Origin of the sequence: Halomonas sp. YLB-10 (genome assembly GCF_003856855.1) — a bacterium.
GTDB lineage: Bacteria > Pseudomonadota > Gammaproteobacteria > Pseudomonadales > Halomonadaceae > Halomonas > Halomonas litopenaei.
Map to the genome: position 1 here is coordinate 170,606 of NZ_RRCU01000006.1, position 23,218 is coordinate 193,823.

Consider the following 23,218-nt stretch of genomic DNA (forward strand, 5'->3'; position numbering starts at 1 on the left):
TAGGCCAACATCGCAAGGTAGGCCTCGTCTGTGATGAAGCGGCGTTTCGATGGGGGCGAGCAAGTGTCGGACTCGGCCAGGCGGCGCTTTGCCGAGCACTACCGAGATGGCAACAGTTCATCGACCGGGGCGATATAGCGGCGAGCCGGGTCGTAGCGCTTTATCAGGCCATCGGCGGGCAACCGTTCAGTCGGCCAGAGCTAAAGATCGATAGTGAGCAGGTAGCGCTTCATGGATGATTTCCATCAAACAACGTTTCGATGACGTCCTCTTCCAGCGGAGCATCCCAGCCAGCCTCCGCCTCGATACGACCCTTGGTCAGTCCATAGAGCTCATTCAGGCCAAATCCTCGATCTTTCAAGGCTTCAATGCGTGCAACCGGCTTCCCGTTCTTGCAGATCAGTACCTCCTGCCCGCGCTGAGCGGCAGCGATCCCGGAGTCCTTATCGAGAGTCCCGATTTCTGACCACGAACCACAGCCAGATAGCGACACTCAGCGACAGATAGACCACCAGCGGAAGGGCGAGAAACAGCGCCAGCACCTTGATCGAGAAACCTTCCTTGAAAAAGTAGACGATCAGCAGCAGCGGGAAGATGCTGGCAACCAGCAGCGGCCCAGCCTCACGCCGTATCCACTGGACGACCGCGGTGGTCTTGTTGCGCATAAGCGTCCTCTGGTGGTCGTGGTTGGTGTTGCAGGAACAGCCGGAGCACCACTGACGACATCTTCCTGCCGGTGATGTCGGCGACGTTGTGCCGGTGATCTTCGCAGGGACTACAACGAGATGGTGACTCGCCTGGCTGCGCGCCTTCAGGGCGTCGAAGAAAGGCCGTCGGCGCACGTGTAATCCTGCAGGCGCTGCCGACGGCCTGCTGCAGCGCAGATCAGAGCATCTCTTCGATGTTGTTGATGGTGGGTTCGAGAATCAGCTCGCCTGTGCCCTGTTGCACCACGCGATTGGGTTCGATGAAGCAGGTCACTAGGCACCTGGCGCTTTCACCACCATCAGAGATGGTGAAGGTCTTCTTGGTGGAGACAACCCTGCCCTGCACAAAGACCAGGCTGGTTTTTTCGCCTTCCTCCGCCGTGAAGGGAAGCTCGATCAGATCATCGGTAGCTGGAACTTCCTGCAAGGAGTCGATCTGGTGCTCCGGCATTTCCAGTGGCGTGGGTTTCAGCAACAGTGGCTCTAGGGACTTGGTGTTCAGGGAGTCCGTAAGCTGAAACATCAGTCGGTAGTTCATGTCAGTTCCTGATTGGTGTCGTGAGACGCAGCCACTGCTGTGCGTCGATTTCCTGCCGGCCATTCCTGCTCGCCCTGGCGGCTGCTCGAGACGAGCAGGTCTACCCCGTCTGCTGCCTTGTATCCGTTGGCCGGCAGATGTCGGGTATGGAACGCCAGAGAATTCAACCATTTGTCGAATAAGATCAGGCTAATATATAGCATTGGTAATATCCGATCGCCAGCACTTTACGGTGAGGGTTCGATGCGGCGGCTGGCGGTATAGAGGCACTGAGCGCAGGTCGCGGTAGCACCCTCGGTCCCGCAGGGGCATCGGCTCCAGACAGCGCGATGTAACGGCGCCACGAGGAGGAAAAAGCGAGAAGGGTGAAAGTAGCAAGTGGGCCGAGTGGATAGTGCAGGAGATAGTGCTGTCGATAGCGGAGTAAAAAGAGGAGTGGGGTCAGTTCAGGCGGTGCCCACGTGTGAACTCGATGCGATGAGAAGGGGGGGCGAAAACGACGAAAAACGGCCACCGCTCTGATGAGCAAGGTGACCGTCATTCTTGAATTCAGTGGTCGGAGCGACAGGATTCGAACCTGCGACCTTTGCAACCCCATTGCAACGCGCTACCAAGCTGCGCCACGCTCCGACTTGGCCTATGGGTTGTGTGACCGTCTGGCCTGTCCCCCGAAGACGAGGCGTATACTAGCGCGTTCATTTCAAAATGAAAAGCCCCTTTTGCGCTTTTATTTCAATTGGTTGGAAATTGACCAGTCCCGGGCGTCAGCGCTGCCCACTTTGTCCGTGCTCTGACACACTATTGGTAGGCAATGGGACACGAGGAGGACCAGGGAATGCCGCTGATTCTGGGAATGAGTCTACTGCTGGCGTGTCAGTTCGCTGGTGAGTTGATCGCGCGGGGGCTGACGTTACCGATACCCGGGCCGGTGATCGGAATGGTGATCCTGCTGATCGGGCTGTCGATTCGCGGCAAGGTGCCGAAGAGCCTGCGTACGACAGGGGAAGGTCTGCTGCGTTACCTGACGCTTCTGTTTGTGCCTGCGGGTGTCGGGTTGATGGTGCATGGCCGCCTGATCGCCGATGACTGGCTCGCCATTGCGGCGACGCTGGTGCTGTCCACGGCCTTGACCCTGGCGGTCACCGCCTGGGTCATGGCAAGGCTGGCTGCTCGCCGGGGAGGTCAGTAATGGATGTGGCCGAACTCGATGAGCTGTGGGTCTATCTGTCCGGCAATCCGCTGTTGTCGCTGCTGGTCACGCTGTTGGCGTTCGCCCTGGCGGTGCGCATCAACAAGTGGCTGGGCGGCACGCCGCTGCTTCACGCGGTGACCCTGAGTATTGCCCTGATCATCTCCTTCCTGCTGGTCACCGGGATCGACTACGCCACCTACTTCGAGGGCGCCCAGTTCATCCACTTTTTGCTGGGGCCAGCCACGGTGGCGCTGGCCATCCCGCTGTATGACCATCGCGAGCGGGTGCGTCAGCTACTGCTGCCGCTGTTGGTAGCTTGTGGCGCGGGTATCGTGACCGCGGTGGCCTCGACCCTTGGTATTGCCCTGTTGTTCGGGGCGGCGCCAGAAACCGTGCTGTCGTTGGCGCCGCGCTCGGTAACGTCGCCCATCGCCATGGGGGTGGCGGAGAAGATAGGCGGTATTCCGTCGCTGGCGGCGGGGCTTGTGTTGATTACCGGCTCCATCGGCTGTGCGCTGGGGCCGTTCATCTTTCGTCTACTCGGCATCAAGGACCCGGTGATCCAGGGCTTTACCATGGGACTCTCCGCCCACGGCTTTGGTACGGCCCAGGCGTTCGCCAAGCTGGGGGCCATGGCCGGCGCCTTCTCTGGTCTTGCCATGGGTCTGACGGGCTTGATCACCGCCTTTTTGCTGCCGCTGATTGTGGCGATATTCGGACTCTGACCTTCGTCTAATGCGCAACGCAAATTGTCTCCGGCTGAACTATGGTCAAGCGAAGGGATTGGGCCGGAGGTCAAGATGTGGAAGACCATCAAGTCGGTACTCGCCGCGTTTTTCGGCGTGCAACGCGAGTCCCGGCGTCAGGAAGACTTCACCACCGGCAAGGCGTCCAGCTTTATCGTCGTAGGCATCCTCATGGGGGTGCTGTTTGTCGTGATTCTGATCGTGATCGCCACCCTGGCGGCGGGTTGAGTGACCCGTTGGCAGGGTGGCGTCTTGCGTTGACGGCTCGGCCCGCTACACGCGGGGCAGTGACCAGGCTCTTCTATACTCGAGCCATTGGCGAGCGAACAAGATAACAACGAGCTCCAGGAGGCATCGATGCGCATGCGGCATGTGTGGATGACTGCGGGAACGCTGTTCGCAGGACTCGGAGGGCACCTCCAGGCGTCCGACTGGAACATGCCGGTCGGGGTGACGGACGTCAGTCGTGAGGTGTATTCGCTGCACATGACGATCTTCTGGATCTGCGTGATCATTGGCGTGGTAGTCTTCGGCGCCATGTTCTACTCGCTGTTCCGCTATCGTCACTCCCAGGGCGCAAAGGCCGCCAAGTTCCATGAGCACACCACCGTCGAGGTGATCTGGACGGCCCTGCCGTTGCTCATTCTGGTCGGCATGGCAGTGCCGGCTACCGCCACGCTCAAGAAGATGTACGACGCCTCCGACGCCGACCTGGATGTGATGGTGACCGGCCAGCAATGGCGCTGGCACTACAGCTACCTGGGTGAAGATGTCGACTTTACCTCCAACCTTGCGACCCCCCGCGAGCAGATCTCCGGCGAGAGCGAGAAGGGGGAAAACTATCTACTCGAAGTCGATGAACCACTGGTGCTGCCGGTGGGCAAGAAGGTACGCCTGCTGCTGACCGCCGACGACGTCATCCACTCATGGTGGGTGCCCGAACTGGCGGTCAAGCAGGACGCGGTGCCAGGCTTCGTCAACGAAAACTGGGTGCGCATCAACGAGCCCGGCATCTATCGCGGCCAGTGCGCGGAACTCTGCGGCAAGGATCACGGTTTCATGCCAGTGGTGGTCGAGGCGGTCGAGCAGGAGCAGTTCGATACCTGGTTGGCCGAGCGCAAGGCCGCTGCTGCCCAGGAGGCCCAGGGGGTGGATCGCGAGTGGTCCATGGACGAACTGATGGAGCGTGGCGAGCAGGTCTACGGCTCCATCTGCGCCTCCTGTCACCAGGCCGATGGTAGTGGCCTGCCGCCTGCCTTCCCGGCGCTGGCGGGCAACCAGGCATTGCTGGACGAGCCGGAGCGCCATCTGGATACCGTCGTCAATGGTGTCTCGGGTACCGCCATGCCGGCCTTCCGCACCACCCTGAATCCGGTGGAGATCGCCGCCGTCATCACCTACGAACGCAACGCCTGGGGTAATGAGACAGGCGAGGTGACCCAGCCGGCCGATATCGCCGACATGCTGTCCGAGTAGCCGGACGAACGGCTGTCGGGATCGCGATTGGAGCAGCCGTTCAGGTGCCGGGAAATGCAAGCACAAGAGATGAACGAGCAAGGGAATAGCGAACAAGGGATGGTCGACGAACGACCAGTCCGAGCAACCGGGGGCTCTCAGGAGTCACGTTGAACGCACCATCGACGCCCGCCAAGAGTCAGGCAGGCGGCCAACAGGGGAGATCTTCGCCATGGCGTCACTGCCTCCCAAGCATCGACTCGAGTCGTCGGCCTCCGAGGCCAGCTCGGCGGGACACGACGAGCATCACTATCGCCCAGGCGGTCTGATGCGCTGGGTACTGACCACCAATCACAAGGAGATCGGTACCCTTTATCTGATCTTCTCCTTGACCATGTTTCTGATCGGTGGGGTCTTCGCGCTGGTGGTGCGGGCCGAATTGTTCCAGCCCGGTCTTCAGCTGGTGCAGCCCGAGTTCTTCAACCAGATGACCACCATGCATGGCCTGATCATGGTGTTCGGCGCGGTGATGCCGGCTTTTGTCGGGCTGGCCAACTGGATGGTACCGCTGCAGATCGGGGCGCCGGACATGGCGCTGCCGAGGCTCAACAACTTCAGCTTCTGGCTGCTGCCGATCGCCTTTACCCTGATGTTAAGTACGCTGTTCATGCCGGGCGGGGCACCGAATTTCGGCTGGACCTTCTATGCGCCGCTGTCCACCACCTACGCGCCGCCGTCCACCACCTTCTTTATATTATCGCTGCACATCGCCGGTATCAGCTCGATCCTGGGGGCGATCAATATCATCGCCACCATCCTGAACCTGCGCGCACCGGGCATGCGCCTGATGGACATGACCCTGTTCGTCTGGACCTGGTTGATCACCGCCTTCCTGCTGATCGCGGTAATGCCGGTGCTGGCCGGGGTGGTCACCATGATGCTGATGGACATCAACTTCGGCACCAGCTTCTTCAATGCCGGCGGCGGTGGTGATCCGGTGCTGTTCCAGCATCTGTTCTGGTTCTTCGGGCATCCCGAGGTCTACATCATGATCCTGCCGGCCTTCGGCATCGTTTCGGTGATCATTCCGACGTTCGCCCGCAAGCGGCTGTTCGGCTATGCCTCCATGGTTTACGCCACCGCTTCCATCGCCATCCTGTCGTTTTTGGTGTGGGCACACCACATGTTCGTGGTGGGGTTACCGTTGGTGGCGGAGCTGTTCTTCATGTACAGCACCATGCTGATCGCAGTGCCGACCGGGGTGAAGGTGTTCAACTGGATCACCACCCTGTTCCGGGGTTCGATCAGCTTCGAGCCGGCGATGCTGTTCGCCATCGCCTTTGTGGTGCTGTTTACCATCGGTGGCTTCTCGGGGCTGATGTTGGCGATCTCGCCGGCGGACTTCCAGTACCACGACACCTACTTCGTGGTGGCGCACTTCCACTACGTGCTGGTGCCCGGCGCGGTGTTCTCGATCATGGCGGGGGTCTACTACTGGCTGCCCAAGTGGACCGGCCACTACCCGCACCTGCGGCTGTCCCAGTGGCACTTCTGGCTGTCGATGATCGGGGTCAATCTGACCTTCTTCCCGATGCATTTTTCCGGGCTTGCCGGCATGCCGCGAAGAATTCCCGACTACTCGTTGCAGTTTGCCGACTTCAACATGCTCTCCAGTATCGGTGCCTTCATGTTCGGCTTCTCGCAACTGTTGTTCGTGATCATCGTGATCATGTGCGTGCGGGGCGGCAAGAAGGCGCCGGCCAAGGCCTGGGATGGCGCCGAGGATCTTGAATGGACGGTGCCGAGCCCGGCGCCTCTGCATACCTTCGAGCACCCGCCTCAGTATCGGCCGGTGGAGCACTGAGTCGGGAGTGTCGCCATGACGGACGTCGTCGAGGATCGCAGTCCCCAGGTTCGACGAACCGTGGTGAAGACTCTGGTGGTGCTGGCGGGGATGTTTGGCTTCGCGTTTGCCCTGGTCCCGCTGTATGACGTCTTCTGCCAGGTGACGGGACTCAACGGCAAGACCTCGACCAGCGCACAGACGCTGGTGCACGAAGAGGTCGATACCGAACGCACGGTGACGATGCAGTTCGTGACCCGTAGCAGTGCGGGATTGCCGTGGAAGCTGGAGGCCCACAGTCGCCAGGTTCGGGTTCACCCAGGGCAGAGCACGGAGGTGTATTTCACCTTTCGCAATCTGGGTGACCAGGCGCTGGTGGCAAGGGCGGTGCCCAGCGTGACCCCGTCTCCGGCGTCGTTACATCTGCGCAAGCTGGCCTGTTTCTGTTTCGACAATCAACGGCTGGCGCCGGGGGAGAGCTTCGAGGCGCCACTGGTGTTTCAACTGACCCGCGATCTCCCCGAAGAGATCAAGACCGTGACCCTGGTGTACACGCTCTACCCGCAGGACCAGGGACCGGACGTGGCGGTGGCGACGGTGGCCGACGGCGCACCGGGCAGTGACAAGGGACGCCGACCGGCGTCTGGCGAAGATCCAGGAGGTGAAGCATGAGTGGTGGCAGCTACTACGTACCCGCGACCAGCAAGTGGCCGATCCTCGGTTCCCTGGCCATGGGCGTGATGATGGTCGGCGGGGGCACCTGGCTGGTGCACGGGGCGGCGGGGTCGCCGATCATGCTGGCGGGGCTGGTGGGCATCCTGGCGGTGATGGTGCTGTGGTTCAGGGATGTCATCAAGGAGTCCATGTCAGGGCTCTATGACGCCCAGATGGATCGGTCCTTCCGCTGGGGCATGGGTTGGTTCATCTTCTCGGAAGTGATGTTCTTCGGCGCCTTCTTCGGTGCGCTGTTCTATGTGCGGACTTTGGCGCTGCCATGGCTCGATGGTGAAGGTGCCAAGGGCGTGTCGGCATTGCTGTGGCCCGACTTCACCGCCAGTTGGCCGCTGGAGAACCCACCGGACAGCGCCATCTCGGGGCCGACCGAGACCCTGAGCCCTTGGCAGCTGCCGCTGGTCAACACCCTGCTGCTGGTGTCCTCGAGCATTACCCTGACGGTCGCCCACGAAGCGTTGAAGATGGGGGAGCGTCGCGCTACCCACAACTGGTTGTTCGGTACGGTGCTGCTGGGCACCTTCTTCATCATCATCCAGGGGGTCGAGTACTACGAAGCCTACCATCACCTGGGCCTGACTCTGGAGGCGGGCATCTACGGCTCGACCTTCTTCATGCTGACGGGCTTCCATGGCCTTCACGTCATCATCGGCACCATCATCCTGGCCAGCATCCTGATGCGTATCCGCAAGGGCCATTTCAGTGGCGACAACCACTTCGGTTTCGAGGCGGCGGCCTGGTACTGGCACTTTGTCGACGTGGTCTGGCTGGGGCTGTTCATCTTTGTCTACGTGTTCTGAGGCAGGCGGCGTGGGGGCCGCTCAGCCGATCGTACCGGTGGCGAAGCCATAGGCCAGCAACGCCAGCAGCAGGGCGGCCAGGGCTACCCGGATCTTTAGCGAGACCAGCAGGCGGCGTGAGTGGCTGTCGTCCTTGAGCAGGAAGCCGACCCCGGCCGCGAGACTGGCCAGCATGGCCACGAACACGATCAGAATCAGGATCTTGAGCAGCATGGTGAGAGTCCGTTCGAGTGAGGGGAAAAGGCGTGGTCCGGGTCGGCTGGTGGCCTGGTGCCTGCTGTGTGCAGCGCTGATGGCGCTGGGTATCGGCCTTGGACTATGGCAGTGGGAGCGCGCCGCCGGCAAGCGCGACTATCTTGCAAACCTTGCCGAGGCACCGACCTTGAACATGCCAGGGACATTGCCGCCGGACGGCAGCCGCCTGTCGCTCGAAGGCGTCTTTCAGGCCGACGAAACCCTCTACCTGGACAATCGGATGCTCGGCAATCGACTCGGGGTGGCGGTGCTCACGCCCTTTGTCGACGTCGAGGGACAGCGGTGGCTGGTGGAGCGCGGCTTTCTCGAGACAGGGGTGTCGCGCCAGGCGCCCCACGCAGCGACGCCGAAGGGGCTGGTGTCGCTGAGCGGTGACTGGCAGGCGGATGGCCGGCGTACGCCGCGGTTCGGTGACAACCTCGAAGGCACGCGACTGCAGCGCATCGAACTCGGAGCCTGGGACGAGGAGTTCAGCTTTGCCGGTTGGCTGCATCAGCGCCAGGGTCCCGGGCATCTGGAGGACTGGTGGACGCCTAACGTCATGCCACCAGAGCGACATCTGGCCTATGCACTGCAGTGGTGGGGGCTTTCGCTGGTGGCGCTGCTGGCGCTGCTGTTTGGAGGTCGACGACTCTATCGCGATCTTTGCGCGGCGGGCGTCACGAGCGCTGAAAGGTCAATTGTTGATATGTCCGCCAGGCAAGAACGCTAAGGCCGAGAGATGGCGAGACTGCGAAAGAAAACCGCGGAAGACAACAACGCCGCGAAAGACAGGAAAGGGTCGAAAGACAAGCGACATCGGCGAGGGCAAGAGGCTAGCGCGAGAGCACGACACTAGCGCGAGAACGACAGATACCCGATAGCCCAGCGGACACGACAGGACCGAACGTGTCGACGCAAGGAGTGGAGGTGCGAGGATGACGACGATGGGGTGGCAGCGGCTGAAGCTGGTCGCACTGATCGCGATCTTTGTGATGCCCATGGCGCTTGCCTGGGGCATGGTCGAGTTCCGTATCGGCATTCCCGACAACCGTACCGCCCACGGGGCGCTTGATGCCGATGTGCCGCCGCTGTCCCGGTGGCCGGCTCTTGAGCGCACAGACATTGCCAGTCGCGATCGTGGAGGGGAGGTCGCGGCGCATGCCTGGACCCTGGCCTACGATTGCGGCGATAGCTGCGCCGAAGACGCGGATCGCTGGTGGCGCCTGCACCGAGCGCTGGGCAAGGACGCCCATCGTCTGAGTCGGTTGCGCGTAGGCGGAGACGCTGCCGCCTTGCCTGGCGAGTCGCTGATGACCTGGACCGAGTCGCCGGAGTGGGCCAGTCAGGGGCAGGCGTGGCTGCTTGACCCCCAGGGGTGGGTGGCGGTCGCCTATCCTGCCGGGGTGGAGACCCGGGCGGTGATGGACGACATCGAGCATCTGTTCAAGCGCAACCCCGAGCCACCGCTTGCTGTCCTGGGCGAAGATCCCGGTGAGGCCGAGGCTACGCAAGGTGCCACCGAACTGGTCAGTCTGCACGACAGCAAAGGTGCCAGCGAAGACGCCCGCCAGGAGGTGCGCCATGAATGATCGACGCCTGGCGACGCTGCGGCTCTTGAGTCTGGTGGGGGCCCTGTTCACCGCTCTGGTCATCATGGCCGGTGCCTTCACCCGGTTGCTGGATGCGGGGCTGGGTTGTCCCGACTGGCCGGGGTGCTATGGGGCGCTGGTCGTGCCCGATGCAAGCAGCGCTCTGCTGCATAGTCCGGATGCACCGCTGGAGGCATCCAAGGCCTGGATGGAAATGATTCATCGCTACCTGGCCGGATGTCTCGGGGTCATGGTGATGGCCCTGCTGGTGCTGGCCTGGCCCAGGCGGCGCAAGCCTGGGTTTCCCTGGCGTCTGATGCTGATGCTGTTCGCCGCCTTGATGGTGCAGGGGGCCTTCGGTGCCTACACCGTGACCCTCAAGCTGTGGCCCCAGGTGGTAACCCTTCACCTGCTGGGTGGACTCACGGTGATGACGCTGTTCATCTGGCTGCATCTGCGCCTGCGTCGTGTCGCCAGGGGCGAGGCGGCGCTCGCTGCCCGACCACTGGGGGCGCTGATGGGGGTGGCCACCATGCTGCTGGTGCTGCAACTGGCGTTGGGAGGCTGGACCTCCAGCAACTACGCGGGCATCGCCTGTCAGGGGTTTCCCACCTGCAATAGCCAGTGGGTGCCCGACACCGACTGGGGTGAGGGCTTTCACCTTACCCAGACGGTGGGGCCCAACTATCTGCACGGGGCCCTGCACGCCGAAGCACGCACGACGATCCATCTGGCCCATCGGCTGGGAGCGCTGGTGTTGACGCTGGCGCTGGCACTGGTGGTGATCCGTCGCTGGCATCGCCGTGAGATGCGGCCCTGGCTGCTGACGCTGGCCGGGGCGACGGCTTTGCAGGTCGCCCTGGGTATCGCCAATGTGCTGCTGTGGCTGCCGCTGGGCCTGGCGCTTCTGCATACTGCCGGCGCGGTACTGCTGGTCTTCAGTTTTACCCTGGTGGCGTGGAAGCAGCGCCATTCAAGACAGGCGGTGAAGGGACGTCAACGTCAGACCAGAGGAGGGTGGCTCCATGCGTGAAGCACAGGCCATGGGGGCAGCGACCCATCCGCTATGGCGTGACTTGCTGACGTTGTGCAAATGGCGAGTGGTCATGGTGATGCTGGTATGCGCCCTGGTGGGGATGTTGCTGGCGATTCCCGGTGCGATATCGCCAGCTGCGCTTAACGCCATGGTGTGCGGGCTTATCGGGATTGCACTGGCCGCCGCCGGGGCGGCGGCGATCAACCACGTGGTGGATCGCAAGCTGGATGCGCGGATGCATCGCACCTCGCGGCGCCCGCTGGCGTCCGGTCGCTTGTCGACGCCACTGGCGCTGGCCTGGGCGCTGTCATTGTCCACCTCGGGGGTGGCGCTGCTGGCGCTGACCGTCAATCCGTTGACCGCTTGGCTTACGCTGTTGTCGCTGGTCGGTTATGCGTTGATCTACACGGTGTTTTTGAAACGGGCCACGCCGCAGAATATCGTCATCGGTGGTGTCGCCGGTGCCGCGCCGCCACTGCTGGGCTGGACCAGCGTGACCGGGACAGTGGGAGCCGAGCCGCTGCTGCTCATGTTGATCATCTTTGCCTGGACGCCGCCGCACTTCTGGGCGCTGGCGATCTACAAACGCGATGAATACGCCGAGGCAGGGGTGCCGATGCTGCCGGTGACCCATGGCCTCGCCTTTGCCAGACTGCAGGTCTGGCTGTATGGCTGGTTGACAGTGGCGGCCACCTTGCTGCCGTTCACCATCGGCATGAGTGGGTGGCTCTATCTGGTCAGCGTCTGTGTGCTCAATCTACGCTTCATGCAGTGGAATCTCAGGGTCTGGCGTGGACACGACGAACAGGCGCCCTTGCAGGCCTTCTGGTTTTCCATTCGCTATCTGCTTGGCGTCTTTCTGGCCTTGTTGCTGGATCACTATCTGAGTATCGCCTTGAGTCCTGCATAGCCCCTGCCGTCATTCAACGGTTCGGTGTCACGGGAGTGTCATCGGCAGGTGGCAACAATGCAGACGGCAGTCACCGGTCTTTCTCGCGATGGATGGTTCAGCCTCTCTGGTAGATGTGTAGAATGCCCCCTTTGACCATCGCACAGGGGGCTGCATGTCCACGACGCTCGCTTATGCCTTGCTCGGGCTTGGCATTGTCATCATTGCCGCGTTGGCGTGGTACGCCTGGTCGTTGAAGAATGAGGTGCGGCGCCGAGAGGGAGTGATTCGGGACGAGGAACGTCGTGCCAGGGAAAATGGCCTGGAAAACCTCGGTCTGGTTGCGTCGGCGCTATTGCAGCGTCAGGTCGATGTGACCGAAGGCTGCTGGCGGTTGAAAGTATTGTTCGAGATCATCGATCCGGCACTGCTTGAGCGGCGCGAGTTCAGAGTCTTTGCCGAGGTCTACGAACAGACCCGTCATCTGCACACACATCAGGCGCGTCAAGAGCTTACGCCCAAGGAGCGGTTCGCTGAAGACAAGCAGCGACTGGCCGTGGAAGAAGCGAATCGCGACGATGTGCTGGCTGCGGCACAGGCTGCGCTGGATTTTCAAGCCCGTTACCCCGACTCTCTCAATTGAGCGATCTCGAACACTGTTCGATGAAGTGAATGACGGGCGGGTATCGCCTGTGCTAGTTTGATTGTACAGAAGCGATACGTCATGATATCGCCTGCAAGGGATTGGTCGTGCAGCAATTGTCTTGCACGATGGGCCGTTGGCAGAAGACGTTGAGATATTGGCGACTAATAGACTGGCTAGGCGCTGTATTTCATGCTTTTCTTGCCTATGAGGAAGTAGGGTACCTATCCTGTTTCTCGATCGGCACAACATTGGACCCGCTGAAGAACAGGGTTACCCGTATTCAGCATTGAGTGTCAGATAGAAGAAGGAGTCTTACATGAAAAAATCAACGACTGGCTTGCTGCTCGGTTCTGCACTGGTTGTCGGCCTCTCCGGCTGCGCCAGCTCCGCCTCTCAGTCCTCCTCCGGCATGAGCGCATCTGACGCCAAGCCGTGGTACCAGCACCCGATGGTGTGTGGTATCGCTGGTGGTCTGATCGGCGGTGGTATCGGCTACGGCACCACCAGCGATGACGACGAGGAAACCGGCGCTGCTGTCGGCGCGACCGTCGGCACCGTGGCTGGCGCTCTGCTGTGTGCCGAGCCGAACAAGGAGCCGATGAACGCTCCGAAGGATTCCGACGGTGACGGCGTCTACGACGCCAACGACCAGTGCCCGGGTACTCCGGCCGGTGTCGCCGTGGACGCAGTGGGTTGCCCGCTGGATTCCGACAACGATGGCGTGCCGGACTTCCAGGACCAGTGCCCGGGTACTCCGGCTGGCGTCGAGGTCAACTCCCTCGGTTGCGAAAAGGACCTGGTCCTGCGTGACGTGAACTTCGAGTTCGACTCCGCCCTCCTGACCGCTCAGGCTGAGCAGGTTCTGGCTGGTGTTGCCGAGCGTCTGCGCGCCAACCCGAACGTCGGCGTGCGCATCGAAGGTCACACCGACAGCGTCGGTTCCGACAGCTACAACAAGCAGCTGTCTCAGGAGCGTGCCGCTTCCGTTGCTCGCTTCCTGGCGAGCCAGGGTGTTCAGCCGAACCGCATGCGTGCCATCGGTTACGGTGAAGAGCAGCCCATCGCGACCAACGACACCGATGCAGGTCGTGCGGAAAACCGTCGTGTGGAACTGGGTGAGTGGCAGTAAGTCTGCCCTGACCGAGTCCGTCTCGATCGCCTGATCGAGCACGATGACATCAGCGAGGCGCCTTCGGGCGCCTCGCTGCGTTTCGGGTGGTGGTGGCCAGGCTTGCCATTCCGCTCGCTAAAGGTGTCGCGACGCCCTCCACAGGGGTAGAGCATGGCGCCGGCGGCGCCATTTCTGATATTCTATGTCGCTGTTTCACCCCTCGAATCCATTTTGGCGACACGTGATCCCTGGTATGGATCACCACTGCGCACAAGGACAGCTTGCATGCCCATCGTGACACTGCCTGACGGCAGTCAGAGAACCTTCGATTCCCCCCTTAGCGTCATGGAACTGGCCGAGAGCATCGGCCCGGGACTTGCCAAGGCCTGCGTGGCCGGCAAGATCGACGGCGTATTGGTGGACGCCGCGGACCTGATCGAGACGGACGCCGAGGTGGCGATCCTGACCGCACGTGACGAGGAAGGCCTGGAGATCATCCGGCATTCCTGTGCCCACCTGATCGGGCACGCGGTCAAGCAGCTCTATCCCGAGGCCAAGATGGCCATCGGCCCGGTGATCACCGACGGCTTCTATTACGACATCGATTTCGGCCAGTCGATCACCCCGGAAGACCTCGAGACCATCGAGAAGCGCATGAAGCAGCTGATCGATGAAGAGTACGACGTGGTCCGCGAGTACGTCGATCGCGATGCCGCGATGCTGGAATTCCTGCATCGCGATGAGCCCTACAAGCAGGAAATCGTGCGCGGGATTCCCGAAGGCGACACTATTCGCCTCTACCGCCACAAGGAATATACCGACATGTGTCGTGGGCCCCACGTGCCCAACACGCGTCACCTCAAGGCGTTCAAGCTGACCAAGCTGGCCGGTGCCTACTGGCGCGGCAATGCCGACAACGCCATGCTGACCCGCATCTACGGCACCGCCTGGGGCGACAAGAAGCAGCTCAAGGCCTACCTGCACCGCCTCGAGGAGGCCGAGAAGCGCGATCACCGCAAGCTGGCGCGTCGTCTCGACCTCTTCCACATGCAGGAAGAGGCGCCGGGCATGGTGTTCTGGCACCCCAACGGCTGGACCCTGTGGCAGCGCGTCGAGCAGTACATGCGCGGCGTCTACAAGGAGGGCGGCTATCAGGAGATTCGCTGTCCCCAGATCATGGACGTGTCGTTGTGGAAGAAGTCCGGCCATTGGGATAACTACGCCGACGGCATGTTCTTCACCGAGTCCGAGAAGCGTGAGTACGCGCTCAAGCCGATGAACTGCCCGGGCCACGTCCAGGTGTTTAACTCCGGCCTGCGCAGCTACCGTGAACTGCCGGTGCGCTTCGGCGAATTCGGCGGCTGTCACCGTAATGAGCCGTCCGGCGCGCTGCACGGCATCATGCGAGTGCGCGCCTTTACCCAGGACGACGGCCACATCTTCTGTACCGAAGAACAGGTGCAGCCTGAGGTGACGAGCTTCCATCGCCAGGCACTCAAGGTCTACAGCGACTTTGGCTTCGAGGATATCGCGATCAAGATCGCCCTGCGCCCGGAAAAGCGCATCGGCGACGACGACACCTGGGATCGTGCCGAGAACGCCCTGCGTGGCGCGCTGGAGGCCTGTGGGGTCGAGTGGCAGGAGCTGCCGGGCGAGGGCGCCTTCTATGGTCCCAAGATCGAGTATCACATGAAGGACTGCCTGGGCCGCGAGTGGCAGGTCGGCACCATGCAGGTCGACTTCATGATGCCCACGCGGCTGGGTGCCCAGTACGTGACCGAAGAGGGCGAGCGCAAGCCGCCGGTCATGCTGCACCGTGCCATCGTCGGTTCCATGGAGCGCTTTATCGGCATCCTGATCGAGCACTACGCCGGCGCCATGCCGCTGTGGCTCGCGCCGGAGCAGGCGGTGGTGATGATCATCACCGATGCCCAGAAGGAATACGCCGAAGCCTTGACCTCACGACTGCAAAAAATCGGTCTTCGCGTCAAGTCGGACTTGAGGAACGAGAAGATCGGCTTTAAAATTCGCGAGCATACGTTGCAGAAGGTACCCTATCTCCTGGTGGTCGGAGATAAGGAAGTAGAGGCCGACTCGGTGGCTGTGCGTACGCGCAGCGGCGAAAATCTGGGCACCATGACCGTGGACGCCTTTATTGAACGAGTTCAGGCCGAGCGGTACTAACGGGTAGGCGGCATGGGCCGCCCCCTCGTGTGAGGCTCTAGGCACGCACCTTCCCAGCTCTCGCACCTTCCAAAGCTACAGTGGAGACGGAACCATCAAGAGAAGCAACCCCAGAGGACGCCCCCAGGACAAGCGTCCGCCAATGAACGAGCGCATCACCGAAGATCAGGTCCGCCTGATCGCCAGCGACGGCGAACAGCTTGGCATCGTGGATACCCGCGACGCCCTTGAGCGTGCCGAAGCGGAAGGGATGGACCTCGTACAGATTTCCAATGCCGATCCGATCGTCTGCAAGATCATGGATTACGGCAAGTTCGTCTTCGAGCAGAAGAAGCAGAAAGCTGCTCAGAAGAAGAAGCAGAAGCAAATCCAGGTCAAGGAAGTCAAATTCCGTCCTGGCACCGACGAGGGTGACTATCAGGTCAAGATGAAGAACCTGATTCGATTCCTCGAAGGTGGCGACAAGGGCAAGGTCACCCTGCGTTTCCGCGGGCGTGAAATGGCGCACCAGGACATCGGCCGCAAGCTGATGGAACGGATCGCAGCGGATCTCGAGGAAATCGGGACCGTGGAATCCTTCCCCAAGATGGAAGGGCGCCAGATGATCATGATCATTGCCCCCAAGAAGAAGTGATCCGACGGCCGGTTCAACGATTGGTCAGCCTGTGAAGGCTGGCCATTGGCCCCGGATTTTCTAAAGAAACTCGAGCGGAGTTATTCTCATGCCGAAGATCAAGAGCAACAGCGGCGCTGCCAAGCGCTTCAAGAAGACTGCCAACGGCTTCAAGCACAAGCAGTCCTTCCGTAGTCACATTCTGACCAAGAAGTCCACCAAGCGTAAGCGTCAGCTGCGCGGCATGCAGCAGATCCACGACGCCGACAAGGCACTCGTGCGTCGCATGCTGCCGTACGTATAAACCCTTGGTGAACCCCCTTTAACGTCAGGAGAGTGCTATGACTCGTGTCAAGCGTGGTGTCGTCGCCCGTCGTCGTCACAAGAAGATCATGAAGCAGGCCAAGGGCTACTACGGTGCCCGTTCGCGCGTCTTTCGCGTTGCCAAGCAGGCCGTCATCAAGGCCGGCCAGTACGCGTACCGCGACCGTCGCCAGCGCAAGCGTCAGTTCCGTGCCCTGTGGATCCAGCGTATCAACGCCGGTGCCCGTCAGCACGGTCTGTCCTACAGCCGCTTCGTCGGTGGTCTGAAGAAGGCCGGTATCGAAATCGACCGCAAGGTCCTGGCTGACCTGGCCGTTCACGAGAAGGCAGCCTTTGCTGCCATCGTCGAGAAGGCCAAGGCTGCCCAGTAAGCGCGTTCGAATGATGAGCGAGCTCTCCCCATGGGGAGACGAGCGTTCATGATCGCCCCAGGGGAAGAGCAGCCGCTCTTCCCCTGTTTTTTTGGCGACCCCTTTTTCATCGCGATCTCTCTACTATTGCGCGACCACTCCACCACTGAACGATCAACGATATCGGAGCTCAACGTATGGACCACCTTCCCGACCTGGTTCAACAAGCTCGCGACGCCATCCAGTCAGCCGACTCCATGGCCGCACTCGACGAGATTCGCGTCAAGTACCTGGGCAAGAAGGGCGAACTGACCGCGCTGCTCAAGGGGCTCGGCAAGCTGCCCGCCGAGGAGCGCCCGGCGGCCGGTGAGCGCATCAACCAGGCCAAGCAGGAGCTGGCCAAGGAACTCGATACCCGGCGCGAGGCCCTGGCCAAGGCCGAACTCGACGCCAAGCTTGCCGCAGAACGCCTGGACGTGACCTTGCCGGGTCGTGGACAGCCCACCGGTGGCCTGCATCCGGTGACACGCACCCTGGAGCGTATCGAAGGCCTGTTCCGTCGCATCGGCTACGAGGTGGCGGTGGGGCCAGAGCTCGAAGACGATCACCACAACTTTGAAGCCCTGAACATCCCGGCCCACCATCCGGCGCGGGGCATGGCCGACACCTTCTATTTCGACGCCACCCGGCTGTTGCGCACCCACACCTCGCCGGTCCAGGTGCGCACCATGAAGGCCGAGGAGCCGCCGATTCGCATCGTCTGCCCGGGTCGGGTGTACCGCAGTGACTCGGATCTGACCCATACCCCGATGTTCCATCAGGTCGAGGGCCTGCTGATCGAGGAAGACGTCAGTTTCGCCGACCTCAAGGGCACCATCGAAGACTTTCTGCATGCCTTCTTCGAGCGCGATGACCTGTCGGTACGTTTCCGTCCGTCCTACTTCCCCTTTACCGAGCCCTCCGCCGAGGTCGATATCGCCTGCGTGATGTGTGCCGGTGAAGGTTGCCGTGTGTGCTCCCACACCGGCTGGCTCGAGGTGATGGGCTGCGGCATGGTCCACCCGGAAGTCTTCCGTCACGGCGGCATCGATCCCGAGCGCTATACCGGTTTCGCCTTCGGTATGGGTGCCGAGCGCCTGGCCATGCTGCGCTATGGCGTCAACGATCTGCGCCTGTTCTTTGAAAACGATCTGCGCTTTCTTCGTCAGTTTCACTGAGCGCTGCGGGCCAAAGGGCCCGATAAAGAACATCGAATGCAGGAACAGGACGTCAAGGAGTCCTCATGAAAGTATCCGAACAGTGGCTGCGTGAGTGGGTATCTCCGCAGCTTTCCACCCAGGGGCTTGCCGACCAGATCACCATGGCGGGGCTCGAGGTGGACGCCGTCGAACCCGTGGCGGCGGCCTTCAGCGAGGTGGTAGTGGCCAAGGTGGTCGACAAGGCCCAGCACCCTGATGCCGACAAGCTCAACGTCTGTCAGGTCGACGACGGAAGCGGCGAGACCGTGCAGGTGGTATGTGGCGCCCCCAATGTGGCCGCCGGCCAGCATATCCCGTTCGCCCGGGTGGGCGCGGTATTGCCGGGTGACTTCAAGATCAAGAAGGCCAAGCTCAGGGGCGTCGAGTCCCGCGGCATGATCTGCTCCGCCTCGGAGCTGGGCCTGGAGGAGGGCACCTCCGAGGGTATCCTGGTGTTGCCCGAGGACGCTCCGGTGGGCACCGCCCTGCGCGACTACCTGGGCCTGGATGACCACACCATCGAGGTCGATCTGACGCCGAACCGCGGCGACTGTCTGAGCGTCCAGGGCCTGGCCCGCGAGGTTGGCGTGCTCAACCGTCTTGGCCTGGACGAGCCGCAGATCTCCGAGGTTGCGGCCAGCCATGACGAAACCTTCCCGGTCAGGGTCGAGGACGCAGAGCGCTGCCCGCGCTATATCGGCCGTCTGATCAAGGGCGTCGATATCAGCCGTCCCACGCCGATGTGGATGGTGGAGCGTCTGCGCCGCAGCGGCGTACGCGCCATCGATCCGGCGGTGGACGTGACCAACTACGTGATGCTGGAACTGGGTCAGCCGCTGCACGCCTTCGATCGTGCCAACCTCGAGGGTGCCGTGATCGTGCGTCTGGCACGCCAGGGCGAGGAGCTCGTGCTGCTCGATGGCCAGACCGTCAGTCTCGACCCGAGCACCCTGATCATCGCCGACGAGAAGGGACCGCTGGCCCTGGCCGGAGTGATGGGCGGCGAACACTCCGGTGTCGGCGAGGCCACCCGCGATATCTTCCTGGAAGGCGCCTTCTTCACCCCCTTGGCGGTGGCCGGACAAGCGCGCTCCTACGGGCTTCACACCGATGCCTCGCATCGCTTCGAGCGCGGCGTCGATCCCGAGCTGACGCGCCGTGCCATCGAGCGGGCGACCGAGCTTCTGATCGCCATCTGCGGCGGCGAAGCCGGGCCGCTCAATGAGCAGGCATCCGACGCTCACCTGCCGGCTCAGCGTGAGGTGACCCTGCGCACGGAGCGGCTGGCCAAGGCGCTGTCCAAGCGCCTGGACGACGCCGAGGTCGGCGAGATCCTCGAGCGCCTGGGCATGGCGGTGGAAAGCATCGACGCTGGCTTCCGGGTCAAGGTGCCGAGCTGGCGTTTCGACGTCACCATCGAGGAAGACCTGATCGAGGAAGTGGCGCGGATTCACGGCTATAACCGTTTGCCGGTGCGTCGACCCGCCGTGCGCCTGGCGCTCAAGGCGGACCACGAGGCCAGAAGCCCGTTGTCGCGTCTGCGCCGTCAGATGACCGCACGGGGCTATCAGGAAGCGATCACCTACAGTTTCGTCGCCCCGGAGCTGCAGCGTGTGCTGCTGCCCGAAGCGGTGTCGCCGGTGCTGGCCAACCCGATTTCTGCGGATCTGTCGGTGATGCGGGCGAGCCTGTTCCCGGGCCTGGTCAGGGCGCTTGAGCACAATCTCAATCGCCAGCAGACCCGCGTGCGCCTGTTCGAGAGCGGCCTCGTTTTCCGCGGTGAGCTCGATGAACTGGAGCAGGTGCCGATGCTCGGCGCCATCGTCTGCGGCTCGCGCCTTCCCGAAGGCTGGGCCGGCGGTCGCGACAAGGTCGACTTCTTCGATCTCAAGGGTGACCTCGAGAGTCTGTTCGAAGTGACCGGCAGCGCCGACGCCTGGCGTTTCGAGCCGGGCGAGCACCCGTCACTGCATCCCGGACAGTGCGCGCGCATCCTCCATCGCGGCGAAGAAGCCGGCTGGATCGGCACCCTGCACCCGGCGGTCAAGGCCAAGCTCGGTCTCAAGACCGACGCCGTGCTGTTCGAGGTGCGCCTCGACGCGCTCAGCCAGGGCAGCATCCCTGCCTTTGCGCCGCTGTCGCGGTATCCCGAGGTGCGTCGCGACCTGGCCTTTGTGGTGGATGAAGACCAGCCGGTGCAGGCGCTGCTCGACCGCGTGCGTGCCGAAGCCGGTGAATGGCTCACCGAACTGGGGCTTTTCGACGTCTATCAGGGCAAAGGCGTAGCCGAAGGTCGTAAGAGTGTGGCCTTGGGCTTGACCTGGCAGCATCCTTCGCGCACGCTAAATGACGAAGAAATCAATCAGTTGGTCGATGCCATCGTGGCAACGGCTCGGCAGGGACTCGATGCCGAGCTGCGTGCCTGACGCTTTCCCCTGACGGGCGCGGACGGTTGGCGTGACCATCACCATGAGGATAAGAACATGGGAGCGTTGACCAAGGCAGAACTGGCCGAGCATCTGCATACCGAGCTCGGCCTGTCCAAGCGGGAGGCGAAGACCATGGTGGAAGCCTTCTTCGAGGAAATTCGCGCCTGTCTGCGGGAAAACGAGCAGGTCAAGCTGTCGGGATTCGGCAATTTCGATCTGCGCGACAAGCGTGAAAGGCCTGGGCGAAACCCCAAGACGGGAGAAGAGATTCCGATCTCGGCTCGGCGTGTGGTGACCTTCCGGCCCGGGCAGAAATTGAAAAGCCAGGTGGGGCATCCCGAGGAAGCCTAGAGGTGTGAAGCCTTGGCTTTGCTGGCCTCGCCCGATCGCCAAGCGTTGCTCCACGACGGTGTCGTCTTGCATCGTCTTGAAAGGTCCCGGCCCGTAAAGGCGTCACCTTGAAGAAGTGCCGTAACCGAAGGTCGTGACGCAAAGTGTCATCGTAAAAAGCGCCGCCCCAAAAGGGCGGCGCTTTTTTTGTGACGGGACTGGAGTGGAGCCTTGCAGCAGAGCCTTTGCAGCTGTGGCTGATATCAAGGTCATAGGCGCGCCGGGCGTCAGCCTTCCTCGGTGCTCTGGCGATCGAGATTCGTCTGTCGGGCTTCTTCCTCCCTTTCCTGAGCCTCCTGGGCCAGTGTCTTGCGCGGCAACAGCAGGTTCAACAGGAAGGCGCTGATCGCGGCGATCACGATGGGTGCACCTGTGACCACGTCCTTGACCGTTTCCGGGAACTGTTCGATCGCCGACGGCACCGAGGTGATGCCCAGGCTAAGGGCGAGAGACAGCCCGACGATGGTCATGTTGCGGGCGGTCATCTCGTCCTTGATCAGCAGTTGGATGCCGGTCACCGTGATCATCCCGAACACGGTGATGGTGGCGCCACCGATGACCGGATAGGGGATGGTCGTCATCAGCGCGCCGAACTTGGGGCTGAGGCCGGCCAGCAGCACGATGACACCCGCCAGCATGAAGACGCTTCGACTGATGACCTTGGTGATCGCCACGATGCCGACGTTCTGGCTGTAGGTGGAGGTCGGCAGGGCACCGAAGAAGGTGCTCAGGGTGGTCGTCAGGCCATTGCCGAGCAGGCCGCCGGTGAGTTCCTTTGTCGCCAGTTCCCGGTTCATCCCCGCCACGCTGGTCGCGGAGAGATCGCCAATCGTCTGGACCGAATTGATCACGCAGATCACCACCATGGAAATGATGGCCGCGGAGTGAAACTCCATCTCGAACGGCATCAACTCCGGCACCGCCAGCCATGGGGCGTTGTTCACCGGGGAAAAGTCGATCATGCCCAGCGGTATGGCGACCAGATAGCCCACCAGCATGCCGATGATGATGGCCGACAGCTTGACCACGCCGCGCCCGAACTGGGACGCCACCAGGACGGTGACCAGCGTCAGAACGCCCAGGCCCCAGTTGACGAGATCACCGAAGCCTTCGGCGTTGACGTTGCCACTGCCAGCCATGTAGCGGATGGCGATGTCATAGAGCGATAGTCCGATCACCAGCACCACGGTGCCCGCCACCACCGGGGGAAAGAGGTGGCGGATGAACTGGATGAAGTAGCCCACCACCATCATGGTGATGCCACCGATCAATTGGGCGCCCAGGATGCCCTCGATGCCGTACTGGGCGCCGACGGCGATCAGCGTTGGCACATAGGCGAAGCCGACACCGAAGATGGCCGGCAGGCGGGCGCCGAACTTCCAGGCGCCGTAGAGGTGGAAGAGGGTGCACACGCCGGAGGCAAGCACCGCTACCTGAATCAGCTGGAGCTTTTCCGCCGGGGTGGCGCCGACCACGCCGGCGACGATAAGCGGCGGCGTGATGACACCGGCGATCATCGCCAGCACGTGTTGAAGCGAGATGGGCAGCGCCCGGGCTATGCCGGGCCGGCCGTGGAAGTCGAACAGCGTCGTGGGGGGTGTCTGCATGATCCTGGCCATTGTGGTTGTTGTCAGGGCGTCTGTAGTCGCTGAATACACTATGCAACGTTAGTGTATCCAATGTAGGACGACGAACTGTATACAACAATGGTTCGATACCTGATATCGGCGGTACGAACAAAACGGCAGAATCGGTAAGACAACGACGACATGGACAATGGCGATATCGACCTGGAGGCCGAGGCTCTGGTGGAATAGTCGACGAGTGCAAGTGTCGCCAGGAGCGGTGCTAGACCCCCTTGCCTTCCAGATACCAGGTAATGACGACCTTTGCCACGTAGCCCAGCATGCCGGCGCCAAGCACGATGAACAGCATCAGGGTGCCGAAGCGGCCAGCCTTCGACTGCTTCGCCAGGTCCCAGATGATAAAGCACATGAACAGGATCAGGCCGCCGATCATGATGGGGGTGATCCAGGCCTCGAAGGTCTCGCGCATGGGGCTCTCGCTTGTGTGGTGGCGGTGGGCGGGGGAGTGTGAACTGGCCTGCCATGGTATCCGGTCCAGACACGGCTTGCAGCGCCCGAGGGATGCGCAGGCGCCAGCCTACGT

25 protein-coding genes and 1 tRNA gene are annotated in these 23,218 nt (G+C 62.1%); 20 read left to right on the plus strand and 6 right to left on the minus strand.

The annotated features are described in order from the left end of the window. Window positions 1–443: 443 nt before the first annotated feature. From EBB56_RS14715 to EBB56_RS14725, 3 genes are all read right to left on the minus strand, one after another. Window positions 444–665 (minus strand): hypothetical protein, encoded by a 222-nt coding sequence (locus EBB56_RS14715; protein ID WP_124804712.1) that lies wholly within the window; start codon window positions 663–665, stop codon window positions 444–446. Between the two features lie 220 nt (window positions 666–885). Beyond that, a complete protein-coding gene (locus tag EBB56_RS14720; RefSeq protein ID WP_108133728.1) occupies window positions 886–1,245 on the minus strand; it encodes a hypothetical protein in 360 nt (119 codons plus the stop codon). Between the two features lie 553 nt (window positions 1,246–1,798). After that, window positions 1,799–1,875 (minus strand) — tRNA-Pro (locus tag EBB56_RS14725). Between the two features lie 205 nt (window positions 1,876–2,080). Here EBB56_RS14725 and EBB56_RS14730 point away from each other — a divergent pair. The 7 genes from EBB56_RS14730 to EBB56_RS14760 all read left to right on the plus strand — a co-directional run bounded on the left by EBB56_RS14730 (window position 2,081) and on the right by EBB56_RS14760 (window position 8,013). Then, complete coding sequence (locus EBB56_RS14730; RefSeq protein ID WP_045991507.1) at window positions 2,081–2,434, plus strand: CidA/LrgA family protein; 354 nt, start codon at window positions 2,081–2,083, stop codon at window positions 2,432–2,434. Next, window positions 2,434–3,162: an LrgB family protein gene (locus EBB56_RS14735; protein ID WP_045991506.1), complete on the plus strand. Its 729-nt coding sequence runs from the start codon at window positions 2,434–2,436 to the stop codon at window positions 3,160–3,162. The genes EBB56_RS14730 and EBB56_RS14735 overlap by 1 nt, the downstream gene beginning before the upstream one ends. Window positions 3,163–3,237: 75 nt before the next feature. After that, complete coding sequence (locus tag EBB56_RS14740; RefSeq protein ID WP_083970217.1) at window positions 3,238–3,411, plus strand: DUF2970 domain-containing protein; 174 nt, start codon at window positions 3,238–3,240, stop codon at window positions 3,409–3,411. A gap of 129 nt (window positions 3,412–3,540) precedes the next feature. Next, window positions 3,541–4,659, plus strand: a complete 1,119-nt coding sequence (gene coxB / locus EBB56_RS14745) for a cytochrome c oxidase subunit II (RefSeq protein ID WP_124804713.1) — start codon at window positions 3,541–3,543, stop codon at window positions 4,657–4,659. Window positions 4,660–4,870: 211 nt separating this feature from the next. Further along, complete coding sequence (ctaD, locus tag EBB56_RS14750; RefSeq protein WP_221621195.1) at window positions 4,871–6,502, plus strand: cytochrome c oxidase subunit I; 1,632 nt, start codon at window positions 4,871–4,873, stop codon at window positions 6,500–6,502. Window positions 6,503–6,517: 15 nt separating this feature from the next. After that, the gene (locus EBB56_RS14755; RefSeq protein WP_124804714.1) at window positions 6,518–7,153 is read left to right on the plus strand and encodes a cytochrome c oxidase assembly protein; all 636 of its coding nucleotides are present in this window, start codon (window positions 6,518–6,520) and stop codon (window positions 7,151–7,153) included. Continuing rightward, the gene (locus EBB56_RS14760) at window positions 7,150–8,013 is read left to right on the plus strand and encodes a cytochrome c oxidase subunit 3 (RefSeq protein ID WP_045991504.1); all 864 of its coding nucleotides are present in this window, start codon (window positions 7,150–7,152) and stop codon (window positions 8,011–8,013) included. The genes EBB56_RS14755 and EBB56_RS14760 overlap by 4 nt, the downstream gene beginning before the upstream one ends. Window positions 8,014–8,034: 21 nt before the next feature. On the opposite strand, the gene EBB56_RS14765 is transcribed toward EBB56_RS14760, so the two are convergent. After that, window positions 8,035–8,226, minus strand: a complete 192-nt coding sequence (locus tag EBB56_RS14765; RefSeq protein ID WP_045991503.1) for a DUF2909 family protein — start codon at window positions 8,224–8,226, stop codon at window positions 8,035–8,037. On the opposite strand from EBB56_RS14765, the gene EBB56_RS14770 reads away from it, so the two are divergent. From EBB56_RS14770 to ihfA, 13 genes are all read left to right on the plus strand, one after another. Beyond that, entirely contained in the window at window positions 8,225–8,980 is a 756-nt protein-coding gene (locus EBB56_RS14770) for an SURF1 family protein (protein ID WP_124804715.1), read from the plus strand. The two genes, EBB56_RS14765 and EBB56_RS14770, sit on opposite strands and share 2 nt — an antisense overlap. Window positions 8,981–9,185: 205 nt before the next feature. Next, window positions 9,186–9,839 (plus strand): hypothetical protein, encoded by a 654-nt coding sequence (locus EBB56_RS14775; protein ID WP_185696454.1) that lies wholly within the window; start codon window positions 9,186–9,188, stop codon window positions 9,837–9,839. Then, window positions 9,832–10,872 (plus strand): heme A synthase, encoded by a 1,041-nt coding sequence (locus EBB56_RS14780; protein ID WP_124804716.1) that lies wholly within the window; start codon window positions 9,832–9,834, stop codon window positions 10,870–10,872. The genes EBB56_RS14775 and EBB56_RS14780 overlap by 8 nt, the downstream gene beginning before the upstream one ends. After that, window positions 10,865–11,785, plus strand: coding sequence for a heme o synthase (gene cyoE / locus EBB56_RS14785; RefSeq protein WP_124804717.1), 921 nt, complete (start codon window positions 10,865–10,867; stop codon window positions 11,783–11,785). The genes EBB56_RS14780 and cyoE overlap by 8 nt, the downstream gene beginning before the upstream one ends. Window positions 11,786–11,939: 154 nt before the next feature. Beyond that, window positions 11,940–12,407: a DUF2489 domain-containing protein gene (locus EBB56_RS14790; protein WP_045991499.1), complete on the plus strand. Its 468-nt coding sequence runs from the start codon at window positions 11,940–11,942 to the stop codon at window positions 12,405–12,407. A gap of 319 nt (window positions 12,408–12,726) precedes the next feature. Further along, window positions 12,727–13,539, plus strand: a complete 813-nt coding sequence (locus EBB56_RS14795; protein ID WP_124804718.1) for an OmpA family protein — start codon at window positions 12,727–12,729, stop codon at window positions 13,537–13,539. A 267-nt stretch (window positions 13,540–13,806) separates the two neighbouring features. Then, a complete protein-coding gene (thrS, locus tag EBB56_RS14800; RefSeq protein ID WP_045991497.1) occupies window positions 13,807–15,705 on the plus strand; it encodes a threonine--tRNA ligase in 1,899 nt (632 codons plus the stop codon). Window positions 15,706–15,799: 94 nt separating this feature from the next. Then, window positions 15,800–16,339: a translation initiation factor IF-3 gene (infC, locus tag EBB56_RS14805; protein ID WP_083970214.1), complete on the plus strand. Its 540-nt coding sequence runs from the start codon at window positions 15,800–15,802 to the stop codon at window positions 16,337–16,339. Window positions 16,340–16,427: 88 nt separating this feature from the next. After that, on the plus strand, window positions 16,428–16,622 hold the full coding sequence (gene rpmI / locus EBB56_RS14810; RefSeq protein ID WP_045991495.1) for a 50S ribosomal protein L35: 195 nt from the start codon (window positions 16,428–16,430) through the stop codon (window positions 16,620–16,622). Between the two features lie 37 nt (window positions 16,623–16,659). After that, window positions 16,660–17,013 (plus strand): 50S ribosomal protein L20, encoded by a 354-nt coding sequence (rplT, locus tag EBB56_RS14815; RefSeq protein WP_045991494.1) that lies wholly within the window; start codon window positions 16,660–16,662, stop codon window positions 17,011–17,013. A 176-nt stretch (window positions 17,014–17,189) separates the two neighbouring features. Next, a complete protein-coding gene (gene pheS / locus EBB56_RS14820) occupies window positions 17,190–18,209 on the plus strand; it encodes a phenylalanine--tRNA ligase subunit alpha (protein ID WP_045991493.1) in 1,020 nt (339 codons plus the stop codon). A gap of 65 nt (window positions 18,210–18,274) precedes the next feature. Next, a complete protein-coding gene (pheT, locus tag EBB56_RS14825) occupies window positions 18,275–20,656 on the plus strand; it encodes a phenylalanine--tRNA ligase subunit beta (RefSeq protein WP_045991492.1) in 2,382 nt (793 codons plus the stop codon). A 57-nt stretch (window positions 20,657–20,713) separates the two neighbouring features. Further along, the gene (ihfA, locus tag EBB56_RS14830; RefSeq protein ID WP_045991491.1) at window positions 20,714–21,010 is read left to right on the plus strand and encodes an integration host factor subunit alpha; all 297 of its coding nucleotides are present in this window, start codon (window positions 20,714–20,716) and stop codon (window positions 21,008–21,010) included. Between the two features lie 266 nt (window positions 21,011–21,276). Here the strand turns inward: ihfA and EBB56_RS14835 are convergent, their stop codons facing one another. Together EBB56_RS14835 and EBB56_RS14840 are read right to left on the minus strand one after the other, a co-directional pair. Continuing rightward, window positions 21,277–22,656 (minus strand): uracil-xanthine permease family protein, encoded by a 1,380-nt coding sequence (locus tag EBB56_RS14835; protein ID WP_045991490.1) that lies wholly within the window; start codon window positions 22,654–22,656, stop codon window positions 21,277–21,279. 241 nt (window positions 22,657–22,897) lie between these two features. Then, window positions 22,898–23,104 (minus strand): DUF2788 domain-containing protein, encoded by a 207-nt coding sequence (locus EBB56_RS14840; RefSeq protein WP_045991489.1) that lies wholly within the window; start codon window positions 23,102–23,104, stop codon window positions 22,898–22,900. Window positions 23,105–23,218: the final 114 nt, after the last annotated feature.

Bases quoted from the DNA above. Each gene is read 5' to 3' on its own strand.
- EBB56_RS14715 (WP_124804712.1), bottom strand. From the start codon at position 665: ATGCGCAACAAGACCACCGCGGTCGTCCAGTGGATACGGCGTGAGGCT.
- EBB56_RS14720 (WP_108133728.1), bottom strand. From the start codon at position 1,245: ATGAACTACCGACTGATGTTTCAGCTTACGGACTCCCTGAACACCAAG.
- EBB56_RS14730 (WP_045991507.1), top strand. From the start codon at position 2,081: ATGCCGCTGATTCTGGGAATGAGTCTACTGCTGGCGTGTCAGTTCGCT.
- EBB56_RS14735 (WP_045991506.1), top strand. From the start codon at position 2,434: ATGGATGTGGCCGAACTCGATGAGCTGTGGGTCTATCTGTCCGGCAAT.
- EBB56_RS14740 (WP_083970217.1), top strand. From the start codon at position 3,238: ATGTGGAAGACCATCAAGTCGGTACTCGCCGCGTTTTTCGGCGTGCAA.
- coxB (WP_124804713.1), top strand. From the start codon at position 3,541: ATGCGCATGCGGCATGTGTGGATGACTGCGGGAACGCTGTTCGCAGGA.
- ctaD (WP_221621195.1), top strand. From the start codon at position 4,871: ATGGCGTCACTGCCTCCCAAGCATCGACTCGAGTCGTCGGCCTCCGAG.
- EBB56_RS14755 (WP_124804714.1), top strand. From the start codon at position 6,518: ATGACGGACGTCGTCGAGGATCGCAGTCCCCAGGTTCGACGAACCGTG.
- EBB56_RS14760 (WP_045991504.1), top strand. From the start codon at position 7,150: ATGAGTGGTGGCAGCTACTACGTACCCGCGACCAGCAAGTGGCCGATC.
- EBB56_RS14770 (WP_124804715.1), top strand. From the start codon at position 8,225: ATGGTGAGAGTCCGTTCGAGTGAGGGGAAAAGGCGTGGTCCGGGTCGG.
- EBB56_RS14765 (WP_045991503.1), bottom strand. From the start codon at position 8,226: ATGCTGCTCAAGATCCTGATTCTGATCGTGTTCGTGGCCATGCTGGCC.
- EBB56_RS14775 (WP_185696454.1), top strand. From the start codon at position 9,186: ATGACGACGATGGGGTGGCAGCGGCTGAAGCTGGTCGCACTGATCGCG.
- EBB56_RS14780 (WP_124804716.1), top strand. From the start codon at position 9,832: ATGAATGATCGACGCCTGGCGACGCTGCGGCTCTTGAGTCTGGTGGGG.
- cyoE (WP_124804717.1), top strand. From the start codon at position 10,865: ATGCGTGAAGCACAGGCCATGGGGGCAGCGACCCATCCGCTATGGCGT.
- EBB56_RS14790 (WP_045991499.1), top strand. From the start codon at position 11,940: ATGTCCACGACGCTCGCTTATGCCTTGCTCGGGCTTGGCATTGTCATC.
- EBB56_RS14795 (WP_124804718.1), top strand. From the start codon at position 12,727: ATGAAAAAATCAACGACTGGCTTGCTGCTCGGTTCTGCACTGGTTGTC.
- thrS (WP_045991497.1), top strand. From the start codon at position 13,807: ATGCCCATCGTGACACTGCCTGACGGCAGTCAGAGAACCTTCGATTCC.
- rpmI (WP_045991495.1), top strand. From the start codon at position 16,428: ATGCCGAAGATCAAGAGCAACAGCGGCGCTGCCAAGCGCTTCAAGAAG.
- rplT (WP_045991494.1), top strand. From the start codon at position 16,660: ATGACTCGTGTCAAGCGTGGTGTCGTCGCCCGTCGTCGTCACAAGAAG.
- pheS (WP_045991493.1), top strand. From the start codon at position 17,190: ATGGACCACCTTCCCGACCTGGTTCAACAAGCTCGCGACGCCATCCAG.
- pheT (WP_045991492.1), top strand. From the start codon at position 18,275: ATGAAAGTATCCGAACAGTGGCTGCGTGAGTGGGTATCTCCGCAGCTT.
- ihfA (WP_045991491.1), top strand. From the start codon at position 20,714: ATGGGAGCGTTGACCAAGGCAGAACTGGCCGAGCATCTGCATACCGAG.
- EBB56_RS14835 (WP_045991490.1), bottom strand. From the start codon at position 22,656: ATGCAGACACCCCCCACGACGCTGTTCGACTTCCACGGCCGGCCCGGC.
- EBB56_RS14840 (WP_045991489.1), bottom strand. From the start codon at position 23,104: ATGCGCGAGACCTTCGAGGCCTGGATCACCCCCATCATGATCGGCGGC.